Raw genomic sequence first — 22,002 nt, 5'->3', positions numbered from 1 at the left:
CGCTCGGAATCGTTCCTCCGCGACGCGCCAAGACCGGACCCGGATATGCCTTCCGTACTACGACGGGTCATACTTCTTTCTGTGACGAGCGCTGTAGGGACTCAAGGATCGGCAATCACCCAACGCGTGCACTCGCTGAACCGTCCCAATATGGTCAGCGTCGGCACGATCGTGTGGCTGTCGAGTGAACTCATGTTCTTCGCCGGGCTGTTTGCGATGTACTTCGTCGCACGCGCGCAGGCGAATGGAAACTGGCCGCCGGAGCCGACCGAGCTGAACCTCGGGCTGGCTGTTCCGGTGACGGCCGTGCTGATCGCTTCTTCGTTCACCTGCCAGCTGGGCGTGTTCGCTGCCGAGCGTGGCGACGTGTTCGGGCTTCGTCGGTGGTACATCGTCACCCTGGCAATGGGCGCGTTCTTCGTCGCCGGTCAGGGATACGAGTACTACCACCTGGTCCACGAGGGCACGACGCTCTCGAGCAGCGTGTACGGCTCGGTCTTCTACATCACGACCGGCTTCCACGGTTTGCACGTGATCGGCGGACTCATCGCCTTCGTCTTCCTGATCACCAGAACCCTGGTCAGCAAGTTCACGCCCGCGCAGGCCACCGCCGCCATCGTCGTTTCGTATTACTGGCACTTCGTCGACATCGTCTGGATTGCCCTCTTCGCGACGATCTACTTCATCCGCTAGTGACAGTCAGCAAGCCACAGATATCGAGCGAACGGATTCAGCCCCCGACGTTCGGCCCGTCCCGACACGACAAGGGATAGAAGATGAGTACATCTCCCCCAGCAGCAACCGACGACACTTCGGCCTCGAAGGCGCGACGCAAGCGTAAGACGCGTCGACGCGTCACCGGTGCACTCGTTCTGATGATGGGCCTTCTGAGCGCGGGTTTCCTCGCGTCGGCCCTGACGCCTACACCCCAGGTTGCAACAGCCGACACCGATTCGGCGGCGCTGATCCGCGAAGGCAAGCAGCTCTACGACACGTCGTGCGTGACATGCCACGGTGCCAATTTGCAGGGTGTTCAGGATCGCGGACCGAGTCTCATCGGTGTCGGTGAAGCTGCCGTCTACTTCCAGGTGTCGAGTGGCCGTATGCCGGCTGTTCGCAACGAGGCACAGGCACTGCGCAAGCCGCCGAAGTTCGACGACAAGCAGATCGACGCGCTCGGTGCTTACATCCAGGCCAACGGCGGCGGCCCGACGGTCATTCTCGACGAGAACGGTGAGGTGGCGCAGGAGTCGCTTCGCGGCGACGACATCGCCCGAGGCAGCGAGCTGTTCCGCTTGAACTGCGCGTCCTGCCACAACTTCACCGGCCAGGGCGGCGCACTGTCGTCGGGCAAGTTCGCGCCGGACCTCGGGCCTGCCAACGAGCAGGAGATCTACACCGCGATGGTCACCGGTCCGCAGAACATGCCCAAGTTCTCCGACCGTCAGCTGACGATCGAGGAGAAGTCGGACATCATCGCCTACGTCAAGTCGGCCCAGGAAACCAAGGCTGCAGGCGGCTGGGGTCTCGGTGGCTTCGGTCCCGGTACCGAGATGATCGCCCTGTGGGTTGTCGGAATCGCCGCTGTCGTCGGCGCAACATTGTGGATCGGAGCTAGATCATGAGCGACGGCGATTCCGGCCGTAAGGACGCCGACAACACCGACGGCACCAATGCCGAGGGTGTGAATCCCGACAAGAAGTACACCGACGAGGAGTTGGCAGCGCTCAGCCGGGACGAGTTGGTCGAACTCGGCACCAATCTCGACGGTGTGGATGTCGCATTCCGTCGCAATCGCTGGGCTGTGGAAGGTACTCGCGCCGAGAAGCGCGCAGAGCGCAGCGTGGCGATCTGGTTTGCCATCGCCGGCCTGTCGGCAGTCGCGTTCATCGGCGTCTACCTCTTCTGGCCTTGGCAGTACGCAGGCATCGGTGACGACAACTACAACCTGTACTCGCTGTACACGCCGCTGATCGGCGGAACGATGGGTCTTGCGATCCTCGCCGTCGGCGTCGGTGCCGTGCAGTTCACCAAGAAGTTCATCCCCGAAGAGGTCTCCATCCAGGACCGCCACGACGGAAGTTCGTCGGAAACGGACCGCAAGACGCTGGTCGCCGAGCTGGGCGATTCGCTCGACACGTCGACCATCGGACGACGCAAGGTCATCAAGCGTTCGCTTCTGTTCGGCGGCGGCGCTCTCGGCGTGATGGCACTGCTCCCCCTCGGCGGCCTCATCAAGAATCCGTGGGCCAAGGGCGAAGATTCTCCGTTGTGGGTATCCGGCTGGACGCCTCGCTACGATGGAGAGACGATCTACCTCCGACGAGACACCGGGCGACCGGAAGATGTTGTTCTCGTACGGCCCGAGGACTTGGACGCTGGTGCCATGGAAACTGTCTTCCCGTTCCGCGAGGCGGACCGCGAGAGCGAGCACGACCTGCTCATGTCACTCCGCGGTATCCGTAACGCGGTCATGCTCATCCGTTTGCGTCCCGACGACGCAAGCACGGTCATCAAGCGCAAGGGCCAGGAGAGCTACAACTACGGCGATTACTACGCCTACTCCAAGATCTGCACGCACCTGGGTTGCCCGACATCGTTGTTCGAGCAGCAGACCAACCGCATTCTCTGCCCTTGCCATCAGTCGCAGTTCAACGCGCTCGAGTACGGCAAGCCGATCTTCGGACCGGCTGCGCGCGCGCTGCCTCAGCTTCCCATCACAGTCAACGAGGAGGGTTACCTAGTGGCACAGCACGACTTCCACGAAGCACTGGGTCCCGCCTTCTGGGAACGTCGACCGGAGCGTGATTCATGAGTCCTTCACTGCAAACCCTCGCCGCCAAGCAGGCGGACGACGTAGACAGTCGTTACCACTTGGCACCAGGTTTGCGCCGCCAGATCAACAAGGTGTTCCCCACCCACTGGTCGTTCCTGCTCGGTGAGATCGCGCTGTACAGCTTCGTGATCCTGCTGATCTCCGGCGTCTTCCTCACCCTGTTCTTCGATCCTTCGCTCAGCGAGGTCGTCTACCAGGGCGCGTACACCCCGCTGAACGGCGTGACCATGTCACGTGCCTACGCGACAGCACTCGACATCTCGTTCGAGGTGCGCGGCGGTCTGTTCATGCGCCAGATCCACCACTGGGCAGCACTGATGTTCGCCGCGTCGATCATCGTGCACATGATGCGCATCTTCTTCACCGGTGCGTTCCGTCGTCCCCGTGAGGCCAACTGGGTCATCGGCTGCCTGCTGCTGATCCTGGCGATGTTCGAGGGCTTCTTCGGATACTCGCTCCCCGACGATCTGCTCTCGGGCACCGGCCTCCGCGCCGCGTTCTCCGGAATCACGATGAGCATCCCGATCGTCGGCACCTGGATGCACTGGTTGATCTTCGACGGGGACTTCCCCGGCACGATCATCATTCCTCGCCTGTACGTGGCGCACGTGCTGCTGCTACCGGCCATCATCCTGGCGCTGATCGCAGCTCACCTGGCTTTGGTCTGGTACCAGAAGCACACGCAGTTCCCCGGACCCGGTCGTACGGAAACCAACGTCGTCGGCGTTCGTATCCTTCCGGTCTTCGCCGTCAAGTCCGGCGCGTTCTTCGCCGTGACGTTCGGCGTGATAGCCGCCATGGGCGGACTGCTGCAGATCAACCCGATCTGGGCGCTCGGTCCGTACAACCCGTCTCAGGTGTCCGCAGGTTCGCAGCCCGACTTCTACATGATGTGGACCGACGGCCTGGCGCGTCTGTGGCCGGCATGGGACATCTACATCGCTGGTCGCTACACGATTCCTGCAGTCTTCTGGGTGGCCGTGATCATGGGCCTCGTCTTCACCGTGATGATTGCCTACCCGTGGATCGAGAAGCGTCTCACCGGAGACAACGCACACCACAACCTGCTGCAGCGTCCCCGCGACGTGCCGGTCCGTACTGCAATCGGCGCAATGTCCATCGCCTTCTACGTCGTTCTGACGCTCTCGTGCGTCAACGACCTGATCGCGTACAAGTTCGACATCTCGCTCAATGCGATGACGTGGATCGGTCGAATCGGAGTGCTCATTGCTCCGCCGATCGCATACTTCGTCGCGTACCGGTTCTGCATCGGCCTACAGCGCAGCGACCGGGCAGTTCTCGAGCACGGCATCGAAACCGGAATCATCAAGCGACTCCCGCACGGCCAGTACGTGGAAATCCACCAGCCGCTCGGACCGGTCGACGATCACGGTCACCCGATCCCGCTCGATTACCAGGGTGCAGCGGTCCCCAAGAAGATGAACAAGCTCGGTTCTGCCGGCAAGCCCGGCTCGGGTTCACTGTTCACCCCGGACCCCGTTGCGCAGAGCAAGGCCCTCGAGGATGCACTCCACAAGGGCGAGCACGAGCAGCTGGCAATGCTTCGCAACTACCAGGCGGGCATTCTGGGCAATGGCCACTCGAACGGCAACGGTCACGCCAACGGCAACGGCCATACGAACGGCAACGGTCACGCCAACGGCAACGGTCATTCCAATGGCCACGCCAACGGCAACGGCCATGCCAACGGGCACGAAGACACCTCGATTTCTTCGGGTCGTCAGGACAGCGATCGCGATCACTGAGTCCTGACAACGCATTCCGCTGAAGTGCGGCACCGGCAACGGTGCCGCACTTCTTCGTGTGGTGGCGGTGCTACCCGCTCGACACATGTCCGGAGACGATCCGGCTGGATCTCCATCGGTCCGCGGGAGTCCTGTGAACGGAGGCCGCAACTCTCACAGGCTCCACTCCCCTCCCCCGCCCGAGGACTGCCGATTCAGAGCGCGGTAATGCTCGAGTCGGAGTCGGCACTCACCTGCCGGTAGCCTGCAGACCCATCGGTGACGAGCATCGGCCCGGTCGGCCTCGACCGGTATTAGTATCGGTGTATGGTCCGTATCCCACTCAGTCCCGGTGAACTCGCGCGTGGTGCTCGCTTGGGCACAGCTTTGCGCCGTTTCCGGGGTAGCCGGACCATGACCGAGGTTTCCGACGCCGCCGGCATCTCCGTCGAAACGCTCAGAAAAATCGAGACCGGGCGTATCGCAACCCCGGCATTCTTTACCGTCGCCGCACTGTGCACTGCGTTGGAGATCTCACTCGATGCACTGCTCGAATCCACGGCGGATGCGTCGTCGACCCTGCGGGAGGCAGACGCGTCCTGACTGGTTCGGATCCGCGCCGTGGTCTTCCGGGACGTTCATGCGTTCCAGTCCATGACGAAAGACCGGGGTGCGGCCGGTCTCTCACCGACCCGCAGTAGGTAGGCGTGGTGCTTCTCAGTCGATCGGCGAGACCCTGATGAGGTTGCCGTCGGGGTCCGCGATCACGAAAGTGCGGCCGAAGACGGCGTCGTGTGGCTTCTGCACTACGGCAACTCCTTTCGCGACCCAATCGGTGAATATGTCGTCGACTGCTTCCGAGGGGCCGGGCACCATGAGTCCGATCTCGCTCATGCGGGGTGTGCTCGGTACAGAGTGCTCGGCGTAGCCCGTCCACAACGCGAGCAGTACACCGGGGGCAACGTCGAAAGCAACATAGTGGGGACTGGTGAAAGTCGGTTCGATCTCGAACAGGTCGCTGTAGAAGGCGGTGGCGGCCTGGGTCTCCCGGACGCCGATCAAGAACAGGTTCGGTGCAGGCATAGAGGGTTCCTAATCGAAGTACTCACACCAGCCGCAGCTCGCGAACGCATCGGTCAGCTCGCCACAGTTCTGGCCGAAAAGCACTCGACCCCCGCCGGCTGACCCGGTCGGAATGCCCCTGCACTCGAGCGATGTCCCCGGTGTGCACGTTCCAGCACAGAAAAGGGCCCCGATCGCTCTCGTGAACGATCGGGGCCCTTTTCGGGTGTCTACAGGTCAGTGGCGTTCGGCACCGATGTGGTACTCGAAGACCAATCCAGCGGCCGAGGCGATGACGCACACGACGCCCAGAGCAATCAACCAGGGCTGGAAGAAGGCAAAGCCCAGAGCGGTGATCGACGCCGCCACGGCCAGCACGAACGGCCAGAAGCTGCCGGGGCTGAAAAAGCCCAGGTCGCCTGCGCCGTCACTTACCTCGGCGTCGTCGAAGTCTTCGGGCCGAGTGTCGAGCCGTCGCGCGACGAATCGGAAGTACGTTCCGACGATCAGCGTCAGGCCGACCGACAGGAAGATCGCCGTGACGCCTGCCCACTCGACGCCGGTTCGGCTCAATCCTGTGAACAGCGCATACACGATGCCGACCAGGAGGAAGAAGACCGTGAGGATCTCGAAGATCTTCGCTTCGATTTTCATATCAGCATGCTTCCTTGGTCAGTTGCCTTCGGCGACGGTGGCGGTACGGACGGTGCGATCGGTCTCGAACGGCGAGGTGCTGGTCGCGAGCGGGCTCTCGCCGATGGCTTCCAGTGCCTGCGCGTTGGTCAGCGCTTCGCCACCCTCGGACAACGGCTTGCGCAGCTCGATGTACTGCTCGAACTTGTCCGGGGACACGGCGCGAACCTCGAAGTTCATCATCGAGTGGAACGTGCCGCACATCTCCGTGCATCGACCGACGAACGAACCTTCGCGCTCGATTTCGCTGATCTGGAACACGTTGTCGGAATGGTTCTCCTCGGGGTTGGGGAGAACGTCACGCTTGAACAAGAACTCCGGAACCCAGAAGCCGTGGATGACGTCCGAGGATGCCAGCACGAATTCGATGCGCTTTCCGGTGGGAAGGACGAGCACCGGAATCTCGGCGCTGGAACCGACCGTTTCGATCTTGTTGTAGTGCAGGTAGGACAGATCCTGGGGAATGGCACCGTGGATCGCGCCGGGCACGAACTCGCCGTCCTCGCTACCCTCGGCGCCTTCGCCGGGAGTTGCGGCGGCTTCTGCGGCGGCCTGCTCCTCTTCGTCGGTGCCCTCGTACTTGGCGGCACCGTCCTTGAGGTCGATCGTCCGGTATCCGAACTTCCAATTCCACTGGTATGCGGTCACGTCGACCTGGACGTCGGGATCTGCCTGCTTCTCGTCGACGTAGTTCTGCACCACGACGGTGAAGTAGAAGAGCACGGCGATGATCACGAACGGAACCGCCGTGTAGAACAGCTCGAGCGGAACGTTGTACGCGGTCTGACGCGGGAACTCCGGGGAGCTCTTCTTCTTACGGTGGAAGAGCACCACCCAGAAGATCAAGACCCACACGACGATGCCCATGACCAGGGCGGCGATGACCGACCAGGTCCACAGGTCGCCGATGCGTCGTCCCTGCGGAGTGACGCCCGAGGCGAAACCGAAATTGAGTACGTTGTCACTGCTGATGGAACAGCCCGACAGCATCAACGCGGCTACACCGAGAAATGCTGTCAGCCCCGCTCGCCGAAGGATCCGACTATGCGCCACGTTCACGCCTTCCTGATTGCCCACCACTGAAGAATAAGGGCTTCCACATGGAGATGCCCGAGTACTACGCAGCGTAGACCAAAGCTGACGCGGAGCCACCCTTGGGTCGTTACCTAGGTTCGAGCGTGTCTGCGGCATACTCGGTTGCTGATCGACCGTCCCGCTGACGACACGCGGAGATCCGGCCCCCGGCATTGTCCCCAACTGCGAGAAGAGGTAGCAGACGCTGTGTGTGGACTGCTCGGAGTACTGACATCTCACGGAACGACCGCCGCCGGCGTCGAGCTGGTGAGCTCGGCGACTCACTGCATGCGCCATCGAGGCCCGGACGAGCCCGGTGGCACCTGGCACGACGACGACGTCGTATACGGCTTCAATCGACTCTCGTTCATCGACATCGAACACTCGCATCAGCCGATGCGGTGGGGACCTCCGGGTTCACCCGACCGGTACGCGTTGGTGTTCAACGGCGAGATCTACAACTACCTTGAGTTGCGTGCGGAGCTCGCGCGCGATCACGGTGCAGAATTCGCCACCGAAGGTGACAGCGAGTCGATCGTCGCGGCATTTCACTACTGGGGCGCTTCCGCCGTGCAACGTCTGCGAGGAATGTTCGCCTTCGCCATCTGGGACACCGAGACTCGCGAGATGTTCATCGCGCGCGATCCCTTCGGCATCAAGCCGTTGTTCTACGCCACGGGCCCGGGTGGAACCGCGTTCGGCAGTGAGAAGAAGAGCGTTCTCGAACTGATGGAGCTGCTGGGCGTCGATCTCGACCTCGACCCGCGGGCCATCGAGCACTACACCGTGCTTCAGTACGTCCCGGAACCGGAGACGCTGCACGCGGGGATCAGGCGGCTCGAGTCGGGTTGCTACGCCACCCTCTCCCCCGGTACGCCGCCGAAGATCACCCGATACTTCACACCGACGTTCCCGGTGAAGCCTTTCGCTCCCGGCAGCGAGAAGGCTCGCTACCAGGAGATTGCCGAGGCGCTCGAAGATTCGGTCGCCAAGCACATGCGAGCCGACGTGACCGTCGGTTCCTTCCTCTCGGGCGGCATCGATTCCACGGCCATCGCGGCACTGGCGATTCGACACAATCCGAACTTGATCACCTTCACGACCGGCTTCGAGCGCGAGGGTTACTCCGAGGTCGACGTTGCAGCGGAGTCGGCAGCCGCGATAGGTGCTCGGCACATCGTGAAAGTGGTCGGACCGGAAGAGTTCGCGGCGTCCATTCCCGAGATCGTCTGGTACCTGGACGACCCGGTGGCCGATCCGGCGCTCGTACCGCTCTACTTCGTCGCCAAAGAAGCTCGCAAACACGTCAAGGTCGTGCTGTCCGGAGAGGGTGCGGACGAACTGTTCGGCGGCTACACCATCTACCGCGAGCCGCTGTCGTTGAAGCCGTTCGAGTCTCTACCCGCATTTCTACGCCGCGCAGCCGGATCGTTGAGCGAGCGCATTCCCGAAGGCACGCGCGGCAAGAGCTTGCTGCACCGAGGATCGATGACCCTCGAGGAGCGCTACTACGGCAACGCACGCAGCTTCAACGACGCGCAGTTGCGATCGGTGCTGCGTGAGTTCCGTTCGGAGTGGACGCATCAGGACGTCACCGCGCCCATCTACGCGCAGTCGCAGGGGTGGGATCCCGTGGCTCGTATGCAGCATCTGGATCTGTTCACCTGGCTTCGCGGCGACATTCTGGTCAAGGCCGACAAGATCACCATGGCGAACTCGCTCGAGCTGCGCGTCCCGTTCCTCGATTCCGAGGTCTATCGCGTGGCAGAGAAATTGCCGTTGGAGCAAAAGATCACCAAGAGCACTACCAAATACGCGCTGCGCCAGGCGCTGGAAGGCATCGTTCCCGGTCATGTGCTGCACCGCGCCAAGCTCGGTTTTCCGGTGCCACTTCGCCACTGGCTGCGCGGTACCGAACTCTTCGACTGGGCTCACCAGCAGATCGCCGAGTCACAGACCGATCACCTTCTGAACAAGGCAGCCATCGTCGCCATGCTCGACGACCATCGGGCAGGCAAATCGGATCACAGCCGTCGCCTGTGGACGCTGCTCATCTTCATGGTGTGGCACGGGATCTTCGTGGAGAAGCGCATCGTGCCGCAGATCGCCGAACCGGAGTACCCGGTCAACATCTGACTGGTACACCCGTCTCCCCCGGGATCAATGTGGATTTCAGTTGCTCAGATTGCAACAAAGCCGCATTGATCCCGCTGCGGGGAGCCGATCTCAGACGGGCAGCAACGCGCCGATCTCCTCGCCGGCTTCGGCACCGTACGCCGCGCTCAGGCGTTTGATCGCGTCGTCGCGGTTCAGACTCCATTCCTGCGTTCCGGTGGTCTCGAGGACCAGCACGGCAACCAGAGAACCGAGCTGAGCAGCTCGTTCGATGCTCGCTCCGGCGAGGTGGCCGGTGAGGAACCCGGCACGGAACCCGTCGCCCACTCCGGTGGGATCGACCTTGCTCGTCTCGGGCACGACACCGATGTGGGTGTGCTTCCCGCCCTTTTCGACGATGTCCACGCCCCGCTTGCCCAGCGTGGTGACCCGCAGGTCCACCTTGTCCGCGATATCGGCGTCGGACATCCCGGTCTTCTGCTTGAGCAGTGCCCATTCGTATTCGTTGGTGAACAGGTAGGCCGCCCCGTCGATCAGGTCGGTGGCCTGTGCGGCGTCGAGTCGCGCGAGTTGCTGGGACGGGTCGGCGGCAAAGGGAACACCTGCTGCGCGGCACTGGTCCGTGTGGGCGGTCATCGCATCCGGATCGTTGGCCCCGATCAGCACGAGATCGAGCTTGTGCTGCGCGGCCAGCGCATCGATGGAGATGTCGCGGGCTTCGCTCATGGCACCGGGATAAAACGACGCGATCTGCGCCATGTCCTCGTCGGTGGTGCAGACGAAGCGTGCCGTGTGCGCGGTGGCAGACACGCTGACGCCACTGCAATCGACTCCGTGCTCTTCGAGCCAAGTCCGATACTCGGCGAAGTCCGGCCCCACGGCTCCGACGAGGAGCGGAGAACCGCCGAGGACCCCGAGTGCGTAGGCGATGTTTCCGCCCACTCCCCCTTTACGGATGACCAGGTCGTCCACCAGGAAGCTCAGCGAAATGTTCGCGAGCTGATCGGCGACGATCTGCTCGGCGAACCGACCGGGGAATCGCATCAGATGGTCGGTTGCAATCGAGCCGGATACCGCGAGAGTCACGAAGAAGGGCCTTTCGGAGTGAAGTTCTGGATGACCGACGAGCAGACACGACTGTGACCGATACACGAATACGTGTATCGGTCACAGTCGAGAGCGAGTCAGCTCAGTTGAACGAGTCGCCGCACGCGCACGATCCGGTCGCGTTCGGGTTGTCGATCGTGAAGCCCTGCTTCTCGATCGTGTCCACGAAGTCGATGGATGCACCCTCCACGTAGGGAGCGCTCATCCGGTCGACTGCGAGGGTGACGCCGCCGAAGTCGACCGCGAGGTCGCCGTCGAGGCTTCGATCGTCGAAGAAGAGCTGATAGCGCAGTCCTGCACACCCACCGGGCTGTACAGCAATGCGCAGCGCGAGGTCGTCGCGGCCCTCTTGATCCAGCAACGCCTTGGCCTTGGCCGAAGCGGTCTCCGTCATGGTGACCTTGTGCGCCGTGGTTTCGGTCGTTGTGGTCTCATTCGAAACGGTCATGGGCTCTCCCTATCAGTCGTACCAAACCCGTGAACAAACTCAACCGTACTCCGGGTTGCTCTATTCCTTGCGCGCGCCGCCCCTGTTCGAGGGCCCGGCAACAGCACTGCTCGCCACGTGCGCGGCCAGCTTCTCGAGCTGATTGGCCGCATCGGTCATGGCCACCTCCACAGACCCGGCGAACTCGCTGATCGAGTGAGCGGCCGAGATACCGGCCGACGCCAAGTCGTCCTTGCTCAACGTCACCTGGCCGGCGAGCACCACGGTCTCGATTCCGGTGGCACCGCCTGCAGCGGCGATCCTGGTCACCAACTTGCCTCGCAGCGACTGCGAATCGAACTTTCCCTCCCCGGTCAACACCAGGTCGACGGAGTCCAGGAGTTCCCGCTGACCGGTTCGTTCCGCCACGACGGCAGCACCCGGCACCTGCCTGCCACCGAGCGCGAACAGGGCCGCCCCCATCCCGCCCGCGGCACCCGCACCGGGACGGTCTGCCACGTCGTGGCCCGCAGCCGACAGAACGGCAGCCCAGTCGGCGTTCAGTTCTTCGAGTCGCTCGACCGTCTCGGTGTCGGCACCCTTCTGCGGCCCGAACACCCGAGCAGCACCGGAATCGCCGAGCAGGGGGTTCTCCACGTCCGACGCGACGACGAGGTCGATTCCCGAGAAGCGTTCGATTGCCGACCCCAGCCCGCCGAGTGCGCGGATCATCGCTCGTCCACCGTCGGTGCAACTGCTTCCGCCGAGTCCGACCACGATCGACGTGGCGCCACTGATCAACGCCTCGCTCAGCAGCTGTCCGACGCCGTAGCTGTTCGCCTTCAGCGCCGACTGCGGAGTCAGTGGACCGTCGACGAGGTGCAGCCCGCAGGCCTGAGCAGATTCGATGTACGCCACCGTGCCGTCGAGCAGCCAGCGGGCCTTTACCGGCGTCCCGAGCGGTCCGTCCACGTCGGCGACGTGGACTGTGCCGATGCGCGAGGCCAGTACCTCGACGAACCCCGGTCCACCGTCGGATTGGGGTGCCAGTTCCAGCTCGTCACCGCTCCGCACACCCGCCCATCCTCTGGCAATGGCGGCGGCTGCATCTGCGGCAGTCAGGGTGTCCCCGAAGGAGTCCGGCGCAATCATCACTCGCATTCTCGGAAGTGTAGGACCGCAGTGCCCGAACAGCATCCGGTGCTGCGCCGCTGACCTGGCCGGTGTTCGAGTGCCTCCGCTCATCCCATACTCTGGTTGCGTGAAGCTGCTACGCCGTGGAAACTCTGACAATTCGGACGGACAGGACTCGAACGAGCCCGAGTCGACTGTGTCCGCCGGCGAGGCGACCTCGCCGGTGTCTCTCGGCAAAGGCCGACCGACCCCCAAGCGCCGTGACGCCGAGGCCCGCCGCCGCGGGCCGGTCGCTCCGGCTCCCCTGACGAGCAAAGAGGCTCGAGAGCGCCGCAAGGCGAACAAGGGCAGCAAGGAAGACCGTAAGGCTGCCTCGAACGAACGGCGTGCAGCAGCTGCAGAGCGTCGGGCGCGCATGCTTGCGGGCGACGACAAGTATCTGCTGCCTCGCGACAAGGGCCCGGTGCGTGCCTACGTTCGCGACATCGTCGATGCGCGGCGCAATCTTGTCGGCTTGTTCATGCCGCTCGCTCTCATTCTCATCTTTGCGCTGTTTCTGCAGCCGCAGGTACAGCAGTACGTCACTCTCGGCATGTTCGTGATGATGCTGTTCATGGTCGGCGAGGGCATCTACCTCGGCAAGATGATCAACAACCGCATTCGTGTCCGGTTCCCCGACACTCCCGACGGCGGCTTCAAGATCGGCTGGTACGCCTTCGTACGGGCGTCGCAGATTCGGAAGATGCGTGCCCCCAAGCCGCGAGTGAGCGCCGGCGAGGCTGTCTGACGTCGGTGGCCGTGCCGTCTCGAACGCTCGTCCTCGGCGGAGCCAGATCCGGTAAGTCCGCGCACGCAGAATCGTTGGTCACGACCCGCCCGGTCCGTTACGTCGCGACCGGACAGCGCGATGCGTCCGACGAAGACTGGCAGCAGCGCATCGAACTCCATCGTGCGTCGCGTCCGCCCGAGTGGACCACGGTCGAAACCGTCACCGGGCTGGCGACGGTGGTGGCTCAGCCCTGGGGCGGCACCACGATGGTCGACGATCTGGGCACCTGGTTGACGGGAATGCTCGACGACGCAGCGGCCTGGGACCTGCCTCGCGGGACGATTGCTCCGGCCGTGGACGACTTGGTCGCGGCGGTCTCGGACTGCAGGTCGACTCTCGTGATCGTCAGCCCCGAGGTCGGCATGTCCGTGGTTCCCGAGTCGCGGTCGGGTCGACTGTTCCGTGACGAGCTCGGTGTCCTCAATGCGCGTCTCGCGCACGTGTGTGACAGGGTTCTGCTGGTCGTCGCGGGCCTCGCGCTGACCCTCAAAGAACCACCGGCGGATTCCCTGACCGCGAAAGGCCCAGTGTGACAACTCCTGTGGACGAGATTCCGGCACCCTCACCGTTTCGACCGGTGCCTTCGCCGTCCGATTCCGCGCGGTACGAAGCTGCCGAGCGGCAAGGTCGGTTGACCAAGCCGGCCGGTAGCCTCGGCCGTCTCGAGACGCTCGGCGAGTGGATCGCCGCCTGCCAAGATGTCAGTCCGCCGAAGTCCTTCGAGCGCGTCCGTGTCGTCGTCTTCGCCGGGGACCACGGCGTCGCCGCTCATGGAGTGTCCGCCTACCCGCCCGAGGTCACGGCGCAGATGGTCGAGAACATTCGCGCGGGCGGTGCTGCGGTCAACGTCCTCGCGACCATCGCCGGGGCCACTGTTCGGGTGGTCGACATCGCTGTCGACGCCGACACCGATCCGTCGGTGTCCGCCTTCAAGATTCGGCGCTCGAGTGGTTCCATCGACCGCGAGGACGCACTGAGCGAGGACGAGGTGCGCGCCGCCGTCGCCGCCGGCGCTGCCATCGCGGACGAGGAGGTCGACGCCGGTGCGGACCTTCTCGTCGCAGGCGACATGGGCATCGGAAACACCACGCCCGCAACCGTATTGATCGCCACCCTCACCGATACCGAACCGGTCGCTGCCGTCGGCCGCGGCACCGGAATCGACGACGCCGGGTGGATCAGGAAGACCGCTGCGATCCGGGACGCGATGCGGCGGGCTCGGCCGGTCGCCAAGAATCCCGGCGACCTGCTGCGGGTGGCCGGTGGCGCCGACATCGCTGCCCTCGCCGGCTTCCTCGCGCAGGCGGCGCATCGGCGTACCCCGGTGATCCTGGACGGTCTCGTCGTCACAGCAGCAGCGCTGGTGGCGGAGGACGGTGCGGCCGGTGCCAGCGCGTGGTGGGTCGCCGGGCATCGTTCGGCCGAGCCTGCCCATTCACTTGCCTTGCGGCACTTGCGACTCGAGCCGTTGGTGGAGCTGTCGATGCGACTCGGTGAAGGCTCCGGCGCGTTGACGGCGTTGCCGCTCGTTCGTGCGGGAGTCGACACGTTGAATTCGATGGCAACGTTCGCCGACGCCGGCGTCAGCACCGGCGACCCCGAAGCCCGCTGACCGTGAGGCTGCGGGCCGAGGGTCTGGTGCTCGCGTTCTCGTGGTTGACGGTGCTGCCCGTGCGTGGCCCGTCGCAGGTCGACAGGATCCGCGCCGGTCGCGCGATAGCGCACGCTCCCCTGGTCGGTCTCGTCCTCGGGTGCGTGTGTTCGGCACTGCTGTGGGCGACGACGGTTGCCGGGCTGTCGGCAATCCTGTGCGGCCTCATCGCCGTTGCCGCCGCCGCGCTGCTGACGCGCGGGATGCATATCGACGGGTTGGCCGACACCGCCGATGGGCTCGGCTGTTACGGCCCGCCCGAACGTGCGCGCGAGGTCATGAAGTCCGGTAGTGCCGGACCGTTCGGGGTGGCGGCCATCGCTCTGACGTCGGCGATTCAGGCCGCGAGTCTGGGTCAACTCGCGCAGGAGCGACTGTGGTGGGCTGTCGTCGTGGTTGCGGTGACTGCCCGGGTGGCGGCAGTCCTGGCCTGCCGCAAGGGAATCGACGCATCGACGTCGGGCGGCTTCGGCGCGCTCGTGGCCGGAACGCAGTCCAACGCCGTCCTGACGCTGTGGGTCATTGCGGCAGCAGCAGCGTCGGTCTTCGCGCAACCCGATCGACCCTGGCAAGGGCCGCTGGTCGTCGTCGCGGTCCTGACACTGTCGGTGTTTGCCGTTCGACACTGCGTCCGACGCTTCGGTGGCATCTCGGGCGATGTTCTCGGTGCCGCAATCGAGACCACCACGGCGTCGGCCGCGGTGGGCCTGTTGATCGGCAGCTGATCAGCGGAGCTTGGTCATCCAGCCGTGGGTATCGGCGAAGGTGCCGCGCTGGATGCCGGTGAGGGTGTCTCGCAGTGCGAGCGTGATCTCGCCGGGTTCTCCGCCTGCGATCTCGAAAGAACCGTCGGTGGATTTGACGCTGCCCACCGGGGTGATGACAGCTGCTGTGCCACAGGCGAACACCTCGGTGATCTCGCCCGCTTCGGCACCCTTGCGCCACTCGTCGGTGGAGATCCGTCGTTCTTCGACGGGGATGCCGGAGTCCGTCGCCAAGGCCAACAGCGAGTCGCGCGTGATTCCGGGAAGCAAGGACCCGGACAGCGAGGGCGTCACCAACCGGGCGTCGGAACCCGAGCCGAAGACGAAGAACAGGTTCATGCCGCCCATCTCTTCGACGTAGCGGCGCTCGGTGGCGTCGAGCCAGACCACCTGATCGCAGCCCTCGTCGCTGGCCTGCGCCTGCGCGAGGAGGGAGGCGGCGTAGTTGCCTGCGAACTTCGCGGCACCGGTGCCGCCCGGTGCTGCGCGGACGTATTCGGTGGACAACCACACGCTCACCGGTTTGACGCCACGTGGGAAGTACGCGCCTGCGGGTGAGGCGATCAGCATGTAGCGATACGCGTCGGCGGGGCGCACACCCAGACCGGCTTCGGTGGAGAACATGTAGGGCCGTAGATAGAGCGCGTCCTCGCCACCCGCCGCCGGGACCCACTCGTGATCGAGCTCGAGCAGCTTCTCGATAGAGCCGATGAACAACTCGTCCGGCATCTCGGGCATGGCGAGCCGCTTGGCCGAGGTACGGAATCGTTCGGCGTTGGACTGCACCCGGAACGTGGACAGATCGCCGTTGGGCTGGCGGTAGACCTTCAGGCCCTCGAAGATCGCTTGGCCGTAATGCAGGACCATCGCCGCGGGGTCGAGCTCGATCGGACCGTACGGGGTGATCCTCGCATCGTGCCAGCCGCCGTCGCGGGTGTAGTCGATGCTGACCATGTGGTCGGTGAAGTGCTTTCCGAATCCGGGCGCAGCAAGTACCGCGTCACGCGCCGCGGAGGTTGCGGGCGAAGGATGCTGCACATACGTGAATTCGGAAACACCTGTCATGCCGGGAATCCTATCGTGGGGTTCGTGGCGGTCTCACGCGGTCACCTGGTCTTGGCGACGACGAACGGCGGTGCGACCACTTCGCAGCGCAGGGCGCGGCCTCGAACGTCGACCTCGACCTCCGAACCCACCGCGGGAGCGGACTGCGCGTCGAGGAGTGCAAGGGCGATACCGACCTTGAGAGTGGGCGAGAAAGTGCCGGAGGTCGTCGTTCCGAGATCGCGTCCCGACGCGCGCACGGTGAGACCGGGGCGTAGAACGCCGCGATCGAGAGCTTTGAGCCCGCGCAGAATCCGTGCCGGACCGTCTGCCTTCTGGGCGGTCAATGCGTCCTTGCCCCAGAACGAGTCCTTGTTCCACCCGATCGCCCAGCCGCATCGTGCTTCGAGGGGCGAGATGTCCTGCGCCAGTTCGTGTCCGTGCAGCGGGTACCCCATTTCGGTGCGCAGCGTGTCGCGCGCTCCGAGCCCGCACACCTGACCGTCCCGAGACCGCACCGCGGCCAGCAGCGCCAGGAACAACGGTTTCACGTCGTCGGCAGACGGGATCAGCTCGTAGCCCTGTTCGCCGGTGTAACCCGTGCGGCAGACCCGGACAGGCAGAGAGTTCCAGGTGGCGTCCTCGAATGCCATGTAGTCCATATCGGTCGGTAGACCCAGTTCCTGCAGAACCTCGGACGCCTTGGGCCCCTGCACGGCCAGCACTCCGAACTCGCGGTGCCGGTTCACCACCGAGACCCCGGCGGGGGCAGCAGCAGCCATCGCATCGACCACAGCTGCCGTGTTCGCAGCATTGGGTACCAGAAACACGTCCTCGTCGGAGACGAAGTAGGCGATCAGGTCGTCGACCACGCCACCGGACTCTGTGCAGCACAGCGTGTATTGCGCTTTGCCCGGTTCGATTCTGGTCAGGTCGTTGGTGAGGACGGAGTTCACGAATGCGGCGGCCCCGGGGCCGGTCACCGACGCCTTGCCGAGGTGGCCGACGTCGAACAGACCCACCGTTTCACGCACTGCCGTGTGCTCGACGACGACGCCGGCGTACGAGACCGGCATGGTCCATCCACCGAACGGTGCGAACGTCGCGCCGAGTTCGGTGTGCACGGCGTGGAGTGGTCCTTCGATCAACTCGGTGTCGGTCATGGCGGCCACGCTAGCTCACCTTGCGGAGCGTCTCAGGTCGGTCGCCCCGGTACGTCCCTCGATCGTCGACGCCGCCGACCGTCATTAGGATCGAGGGACATACACGTCAACCCCTACAGGAGCAGCCACGTGCCTTCCCCCTCGACGCTCACCCGCACTCTCGGACCCGACCTGGTTCTCGCGGGCAAGCTCGGTAAGAAAGTCGACGTACTCGTCGTCGCATTGAGCACGAGTGACGACGGCCTCGAACTCTCCATCACCGACGACATTTCCGACGATGCGATCGCCACCGAATTGCTCGACGCGTTCGAAGCCGTCGGTGCCACCGGCAAGGCCGACGAAGTAGTGCGTATTCCGGCTCCGGCCGGTCTGGCCGTGGCGAGTGTGTTGGCCGTGGGCCTCGGCAACGCCGCCGACATCGACAGTGAACGCATTCGTCACTCGGCCGGCACCGCGGCTCGCGCGCTGTCCGGTGTCGAGACGGCGGCCACGACGCTCTCGGCGCTCGATCTGGGTGCGGCTGCCGAGGGCTTCTTCCTCGGCGCGTACCAGTTCGCCGAGTTCAAGTCGGCTCTCTCGGCACCGAAGCCGTCTGCGCTTCCGGTGACTCGCATCGAGTTGTTGGTGCCCGACACTCGCTCCAAGGATGCCAAGCGCGAATTGGAGAGGTCGATCGCGATAGCCGAATCAGTGGCTGTCGCAAGGGATTTCGTCAACACTCCGCCCAGCCATCTCTACCCGGAGGAGTTCGCGGCTCAGGCCAAGGCGCTGGGCAAGGCGGCCGGCCTCGAGGTCGAGATTCTCGACGACAAAGCCCTCGAGAAGGGTGGCTACGGCGGCATTCACGGAGTGGGCAAGGGATCGTCCCGACTGCCTCGGCTCGTGCGCCTGACGCACTCGGGAGGCAAGCGCGGCGCGAAGAAGGTTGCCCTCGTCGGTAAGGGAATCACGTTCGACACCGGCGGCATCTCCATCAAGCCTGCTGCCGGCATGGAGAACATGACCTCGGACATGGGCGGTGCGGCAGCGGTCATCGCCACGGTGGTGCTCGCCGCCAAGGTCGGTCTGCCGCTCGACGTCATCGCCACCGTCCCGATGGCGGAGAACATGCCGTCGGGCACCGCTCAGCGCCCCGGCGATGTGCTCACCCAGTACGGCGGCATCACCGTCGAGGTGATCAATACCGACGCCGAGGGCCGCTTGGTACTCGCCGACGCGATCGTGCGGGCCTGCGAGGACGATCCGGACTACCTGATCGACACCGCGACGCTGACGGGCGCTCAGGTCGTCGCACTCGGCAACAGGACTCCCGGCGTGATGGGTACCGACGACTTCCGCGACCGCGTCGCAGCAATCTCGCAGGCGATCGGCGAGAACGGATGGGCCATGCCGTTGCCGAAGGAGATTCGCCGCGAACTCGACTCCAAGATCGCAGATCTCGCGAACGTCACCAACGGTCGAGCAGGTGGCATGCTCGCCGCTGCTCTGTTCTTGAAGGAATTCGTCGCCGACGGCGTGGAATGGGCTCACATCGACGTTGCCGGCCCGGCATACAACACCGGTGGTCCGTTCGGCTACACCGGCAAGGGCGGCACCGGGGTTCCGGTCCGAACCATGTTCGCGGTTCTCGAGGACATCGCCGACAACGGTTGATCGTCTCCCGTCCGTGCGCGAGGCCCATGCCCTCGCGCACGGACGGTGTCAGCTGTCGCGCTGCTGTTGTTCGCGCTGCCGAACGATCTTCTGCCGAGCGTCGTGATCACGCATCCGCTGCGGATAGCCCGTCTTGCGGACGTCGTACACCGGAATCTTCAGGTCCGATCCGATCTTTCGTACATATTTTTCATCGAGCGGTCGACGCGTCCACTCACCGTCGTTCGCGACCAGAACCACCGTCAGCGGCGTGACCGTCGTTTTCGGTTCCACATAGGCCTCGACGCCGATTCGCGCCGAGGTCCAATCGGCCAGGTACTGGGCAACCGAGCCTTCGGGTGCCCGTTTCGCGCCCCCGCCGCTCGACTTGAATCGATCGAACAATCCCACGCGAACTCCTCTTTCGTACGGCCGGCGAAGTCCGAGTTTCGGTGCCGGATCTTTGTTACCCACCAGTTCGACAGGCGTGTTGCACGCCCTAGGGGAACGGCGAGGCGACATCAATGGAAGGATGACATTAGAGGGTTCAGCTCTCTTGATTGTGAACCAAGGCTCGTGAAGTGAGTAAGTGAGTTGCCGAGAGGGAGTGTCGACGTGGGCGCTGGATCGAGCCGAACGTGCTCGGTGAGTGTCGATCGCACCGGTGCCTCCGTCGAACCGAATCACCCAACTCTCGTCCATGAACCCTGTTCCGCCAGCACAATGGTCTGCGACCACAAGTCGTAAGAACTACATCACCCGCATACAACTGTCGAGGAGTCAACAGACATGGCCTTCTCCGTCCAGATGCCAGCTCTCGGTGAGAGTGTCACCGAGGGAACTGTCACGAGGTGGCTCAAACAAGAAGGCGACACCGTCGAAGTCGACGAGCCATTGCTCGAAGTCTCCACGGACAAGGTCGATACCGAGATCCCGTCGCCTGCTGCCGGTGTTCTCACCAAGATCGTCGCTCAGGAAGACGACACCGTCGAGATCGGTGGCGAGCTCGCTCAGATCGGTGACGCGGACGAGTCTTCCTCGTCCGACGCGCCGGCCGAGGACGCCGCTCCCGCCGAGGAGTCGGCACCGGAGGAGCCTGCCGAGGAGCCCACTCCCGCAGCCGAGCCCGAGCCGCAGGCCGAGCAGGAAGCTCCCGCAGCAAGTGCCTCTTCCAGCTCCTCGGACTCGTCCGGATCCGGCACCCCGGTGACGATGCCCGAATTGGGTGAGTCCGTCACCGAGGGCACCGTGACTCGCTGGCTCAAGGCCGTCGGCGACGAGGTTGCAGTGGACGAGCCGCTTCTCGAGGTGTCCACGGACAAGGTCGACACCGAGATTCCGTCTCCGGTCGCAGGCACCCTGCTCGAGATCTCCGCCGAGGAAGACGACACCGTGGCCGTCGGCGGCCAGCTCGCAGTCATCGGCTCCGGCTCGCCCGCCGAGAAGGCCCCCGAGCCCGAGGCAACTCCGGAGCCCGAGGCCCCGAAGGCCGAAGAGCCCAAGGAAGAGCCGAAGCCCGAGCCGAAGCAGGAAGCCCCCAAGAAGGAAGCTCCCAAGGCCGAGCCGAAGCCCGAACCGAAGCAGGAGGCTCCCAAGGCCGCTCCCGCCAAGGAATCGGCACCGTCGGGCGATTCGAGCCCGTACGTCACTCCTCTGGTCCGCAAGTTGGCGTCGGACAACGACGTCGATCTGTCGTCCGTCAAGGGCACCGGCGTGGGTGGACGCATCCGCAAGCAGGACGTTCTCGCTGCAGCCGAGGCCAAGAAGGCTCCCGCTGCTCCGGCCGAGGCCGCGGCACCCGCCGCAGCGTCGAAGCCCGCAGCACCGGCGACCGCGGGAGTTCGTCCCGAGCTCGCACACCTGCGCGGCACCACGCAGAAGATCAACCGAATTCGTCAGATCACCGCGAAGAAGACGCGTGAGTCGCTGCAGACTTCTGCTCAGCTGACGCAGACCTTCGAGGTCGACGTGACGAAGATCGCCGGCCTGCGTACCAAGGCGAAGGCGAAGTTCGCCGAGAACGAGGGCGTCAACCTGACGTACCTGCCGTTCTTCGCGAAGGCGGTCGTGGAAGCACTCAAGGCTCACCCGAACGTCAACGCCAGCATCAACGAGGACGCCAAGGAGATCACGTACCACGCCGATGTCCACCTCGGCATCGCCGTGGACACCGAGCAGGGCCTGCTCTCCCCCGTCATCCACAACGCCGGCGACCTGTCGCTGGCCGGACTCGCGCGGGCGATCAACGACATCGCCACCCGCGCACGTTCGGGTGGACTCAAGCCCGACGAGCTGTCCGGTGGCACGTTCACGATCACCAACATCGGCAGCCAGGGCGCGCTGTTCGACACCCCGATCCTGGTTCCGCCGCAGGCGGCCATGCTGGGTACGGGTGCGATCGTCAAGCGTCCCGTCGTCGTCAAGGACGACTCGGGCAACGAGTCGATCGGTGTTCGCTCGATGTGCTACCTGCCGCTCACCTACGACCACCGGTTGGTGGACGGAGCCGACGCAGGACGCTTCCTGACGACGATCAAGCAGCGTCTCGAAGTGGCATCGTTCGAGGCCGATCTGGGTCTGTAGACAACCGGCGAGTGTCGCGCCACGTATTCTCGTAGGAGCGCGAAACATTCGCATCGGGGTCTCGTTCACCAGGGGCACGGACAGAGCATCCGGGGCATCATTCGTTCGCGAATGGTGCCCCGGAGTGCGTCAAGGAGGCTTTC

At 64.4% G+C, this 22,002-nt stretch carries 21 protein-coding genes; 12 read left to right on the top strand and 9 right to left on the bottom strand.

The window, feature by feature from the left end; genetic code table 11:
* Positions 1-81 precede the first annotated feature (81 nt).
* The 5 genes from ctaE to RFA01S_RS17600 all read left to right on the top strand — a co-directional run bounded on the left by ctaE (position 82) and on the right by RFA01S_RS17600 (position 5,184).
* The gene (gene ctaE / locus RFA01S_RS17620) at positions 82-693 is read left to right on the top strand and encodes an aa3-type cytochrome oxidase subunit III (protein ID WP_027497380.1); all 612 of its coding nucleotides are present in this window, start codon (positions 82-84) and stop codon (positions 691-693) included.
* 83 nt (positions 694-776) lie between these two features.
* Complete coding sequence (gene qcrC, locus RFA01S_RS17615) at positions 777-1,625, top strand: cytochrome bc1 complex diheme cytochrome c subunit (protein WP_027497381.1); 849 nt, start codon at positions 777-779, stop codon at positions 1,623-1,625.
* A complete protein-coding gene (gene qcrA, locus RFA01S_RS17610; protein WP_230074373.1) occupies positions 1,622-2,815 on the top strand; it encodes a cytochrome bc1 complex Rieske iron-sulfur subunit in 1,194 nt (397 codons plus the stop codon). The genes qcrC and qcrA overlap by 4 nt, the downstream gene beginning before the upstream one ends.
* Positions 2,812-4,602, top strand: coding sequence for a cytochrome bc1 complex cytochrome b subunit (gene qcrB, locus RFA01S_RS17605; protein ID WP_032368115.1), 1,791 nt, complete (start codon positions 2,812-2,814; stop codon positions 4,600-4,602). Before qcrA ends, qcrB begins: the two co-directional genes overlap by 4 nt.
* Before the next feature lie 306 nt (positions 4,603-4,908).
* The gene (locus tag RFA01S_RS17600) at positions 4,909-5,184 is read left to right on the top strand and encodes a helix-turn-helix domain-containing protein (RefSeq protein WP_032368116.1); all 276 of its coding nucleotides are present in this window, start codon (positions 4,909-4,911) and stop codon (positions 5,182-5,184) included.
* 114 nt (positions 5,185-5,298) lie between these two features.
* Here RFA01S_RS17600 and RFA01S_RS17595 read toward each other — a convergent pair whose 3' ends face one another.
* The 3 genes from RFA01S_RS17595 to ctaC all read right to left on the bottom strand — a co-directional run bounded on the left by RFA01S_RS17595 (position 5,299) and on the right by ctaC (position 7,395).
* Positions 5,299-5,664, bottom strand: coding sequence for a VOC family protein (locus RFA01S_RS17595; protein ID WP_032387838.1), 366 nt, complete (start codon positions 5,662-5,664; stop codon positions 5,299-5,301).
* A 216-nt stretch (positions 5,665-5,880) separates the two neighbouring features.
* Entirely contained in the window at positions 5,881-6,297 is a 417-nt protein-coding gene (locus RFA01S_RS17590; RefSeq protein WP_027497386.1) for a cytochrome c oxidase subunit 4, read from the bottom strand.
* A gap of 18 nt (positions 6,298-6,315) precedes the next feature.
* Positions 6,316-7,395, bottom strand: coding sequence for an aa3-type cytochrome oxidase subunit II (ctaC, locus tag RFA01S_RS17585; RefSeq protein ID WP_027497387.1), 1,080 nt, complete (start codon positions 7,393-7,395; stop codon positions 6,316-6,318).
* A 222-nt stretch (positions 7,396-7,617) separates the two neighbouring features.
* Between ctaC and asnB the strand changes: the two genes are divergently transcribed.
* Positions 7,618-9,546, top strand: coding sequence for an asparagine synthase (glutamine-hydrolyzing) (asnB, locus tag RFA01S_RS17580; RefSeq protein ID WP_027497388.1), 1,929 nt, complete (start codon positions 7,618-7,620; stop codon positions 9,544-9,546).
* A 90-nt stretch (positions 9,547-9,636) separates the two neighbouring features.
* Here the strand turns inward: asnB and RFA01S_RS17575 are convergent, their stop codons facing one another.
* The 3 genes from RFA01S_RS17575 to RFA01S_RS17565 form a co-directional block, all read right to left on the bottom strand.
* Positions 9,637-10,611: a carbohydrate kinase family protein gene (locus RFA01S_RS17575; RefSeq protein WP_032406711.1), complete on the bottom strand. Its 975-nt coding sequence runs from the start codon at positions 10,609-10,611 to the stop codon at positions 9,637-9,639.
* A 103-nt stretch (positions 10,612-10,714) separates the two neighbouring features.
* Complete coding sequence (locus RFA01S_RS17570; RefSeq protein WP_027497390.1) at positions 10,715-11,080, bottom strand: HesB/IscA family protein; 366 nt, start codon at positions 11,078-11,080, stop codon at positions 10,715-10,717.
* Between the two features lie 60 nt (positions 11,081-11,140).
* Positions 11,141-12,220, bottom strand: coding sequence for a glycerate kinase family protein (locus RFA01S_RS17565; protein WP_032406712.1), 1,080 nt, complete (start codon positions 12,218-12,220; stop codon positions 11,141-11,143).
* Between the two features lie 100 nt (positions 12,221-12,320).
* Between RFA01S_RS17565 and RFA01S_RS17560 the strand changes: the two genes are divergently transcribed.
* The 4 genes from RFA01S_RS17560 to RFA01S_RS17545 are packed head-to-tail and all read left to right on the top strand — an operon-like array spanning position 12,321 to position 15,398.
* Positions 12,321-12,980, top strand: coding sequence for a DUF3043 domain-containing protein (locus RFA01S_RS17560; protein WP_027497392.1), 660 nt, complete (start codon positions 12,321-12,323; stop codon positions 12,978-12,980).
* 5 nt (positions 12,981-12,985) lie between these two features.
* Positions 12,986-13,555 carry a bifunctional adenosylcobinamide kinase/adenosylcobinamide-phosphate guanylyltransferase gene (gene cobU / locus RFA01S_RS17555; RefSeq protein WP_032406713.1) on the top strand — a complete coding sequence of 190 codons (570 nt, stop codon included), beginning with the start codon at positions 12,986-12,988 and terminating at the stop codon, positions 13,553-13,555.
* Between the two features lie 44 nt (positions 13,556-13,599).
* Complete coding sequence (gene cobT / locus RFA01S_RS17550; protein ID WP_307718872.1) at positions 13,600-14,634, top strand: nicotinate-nucleotide--dimethylbenzimidazole phosphoribosyltransferase; 1,035 nt, start codon at positions 13,600-13,602, stop codon at positions 14,632-14,634.
* Between the two features lie 2 nt (positions 14,635-14,636).
* Positions 14,637-15,398, top strand: coding sequence for an adenosylcobinamide-GDP ribazoletransferase (locus RFA01S_RS17545; protein ID WP_081371360.1), 762 nt, complete (start codon positions 14,637-14,639; stop codon positions 15,396-15,398).
* Here the strand turns inward: RFA01S_RS17545 and RFA01S_RS17540 are convergent, their stop codons facing one another.
* Both RFA01S_RS17540 and gcvT read right to left on the bottom strand, forming a co-directional pair.
* Positions 15,399-16,502: a branched-chain amino acid aminotransferase gene (locus RFA01S_RS17540; protein WP_027497396.1), complete on the bottom strand. Its 1,104-nt coding sequence runs from the start codon at positions 16,500-16,502 to the stop codon at positions 15,399-15,401.
* Between the two features lie 41 nt (positions 16,503-16,543).
* Positions 16,544-17,644, bottom strand: a complete 1,101-nt coding sequence (gcvT, locus tag RFA01S_RS17535; protein ID WP_032406834.1) for a glycine cleavage system aminomethyltransferase GcvT — start codon at positions 17,642-17,644, stop codon at positions 16,544-16,546.
* Between the two features lie 129 nt (positions 17,645-17,773).
* Here gcvT and RFA01S_RS17530 point away from each other — a divergent pair, with 129 nt between their 5' ends.
* On the top strand, positions 17,774-19,297 hold the full coding sequence (locus RFA01S_RS17530; protein ID WP_032368123.1) for a leucyl aminopeptidase: 1,524 nt from the start codon (positions 17,774-17,776) through the stop codon (positions 19,295-19,297).
* A 48-nt stretch (positions 19,298-19,345) separates the two neighbouring features.
* Here the strand turns inward: RFA01S_RS17530 and RFA01S_RS17525 are convergent, their stop codons facing one another.
* A complete protein-coding gene (locus RFA01S_RS17525) occupies positions 19,346-19,687 on the bottom strand; it encodes a hypothetical protein (RefSeq protein WP_032368429.1) in 342 nt (113 codons plus the stop codon).
* 378 nt (positions 19,688-20,065) lie between these two features.
* Here RFA01S_RS17525 and sucB point away from each other — a divergent pair, with 378 nt between their 5' ends.
* Positions 20,066-21,859 (top strand): 2-oxoglutarate dehydrogenase, E2 component, dihydrolipoamide succinyltransferase, encoded by a 1,794-nt coding sequence (gene sucB / locus RFA01S_RS17520; protein WP_032387845.1) that lies wholly within the window; start codon positions 20,066-20,068, stop codon positions 21,857-21,859.
* Positions 21,860-22,002: the final 143 nt, after the last annotated feature.

It is taken from the genome of Rhodococcoides fascians NBRC 12155 = LMG 3623, from assembly GCF_001894785.1.
In the GTDB taxonomy this organism is placed as follows: Bacteria; Actinomycetota; Actinomycetes; order Mycobacteriales; family Mycobacteriaceae; genus Rhodococcoides; species Rhodococcoides fascians.
Note: the sequence above shows the minus strand (reverse complement) of the source record. Positions and strands in the feature narration are given on the sequence as shown.

What these genes read in the sequence shown, in the direction of transcription:
- qcrA (WP_230074373.1), top strand. Translation starts at nt 1,622, where the DNA reads ATGAGCGACGGCGATTCCGGCCGTAAGGACGCCGACAACACCGACGGC.
- RFA01S_RS17540 (WP_027497396.1), bottom strand. Translation starts at nt 16,502, where the DNA reads ATGACAGGTGTTTCCGAATTCACGTATGTGCAGCATCCTTCGCCCGCA.
- sucB (WP_032387845.1), top strand. Translation starts at nt 20,066, where the DNA reads ATGGCCTTCTCCGTCCAGATGCCAGCTCTCGGTGAGAGTGTCACCGAG.
- qcrC (WP_027497381.1), top strand. Translation starts at nt 777, where the DNA reads ATGAGTACATCTCCCCCAGCAGCAACCGACGACACTTCGGCCTCGAAG.
- RFA01S_RS17570 (WP_027497390.1), bottom strand. Translation starts at nt 11,080, where the DNA reads ATGACCGTTTCGAATGAGACCACAACGACCGAAACCACGGCGCACAAG.
- RFA01S_RS17565 (WP_032406712.1), bottom strand. Translation starts at nt 12,220, where the DNA reads ATGCGAGTGATGATTGCGCCGGACTCCTTCGGGGACACCCTGACTGCC.
- RFA01S_RS17595 (WP_032387838.1), bottom strand. Translation starts at nt 5,664, where the DNA reads ATGCCTGCACCGAACCTGTTCTTGATCGGCGTCCGGGAGACCCAGGCC.
- qcrB (WP_032368115.1), top strand. Translation starts at nt 2,812, where the DNA reads ATGAGTCCTTCACTGCAAACCCTCGCCGCCAAGCAGGCGGACGACGTA.
- gcvT (WP_032406834.1), bottom strand. Translation starts at nt 17,644, where the DNA reads ATGACCGACACCGAGTTGATCGAAGGACCACTCCACGCCGTGCACACC.
- RFA01S_RS17590 (WP_027497386.1), bottom strand. Translation starts at nt 6,297, where the DNA reads ATGAAAATCGAAGCGAAGATCTTCGAGATCCTCACGGTCTTCTTCCTC.
- RFA01S_RS17600 (WP_032368116.1), top strand. Translation starts at nt 4,909, where the DNA reads ATGGTCCGTATCCCACTCAGTCCCGGTGAACTCGCGCGTGGTGCTCGC.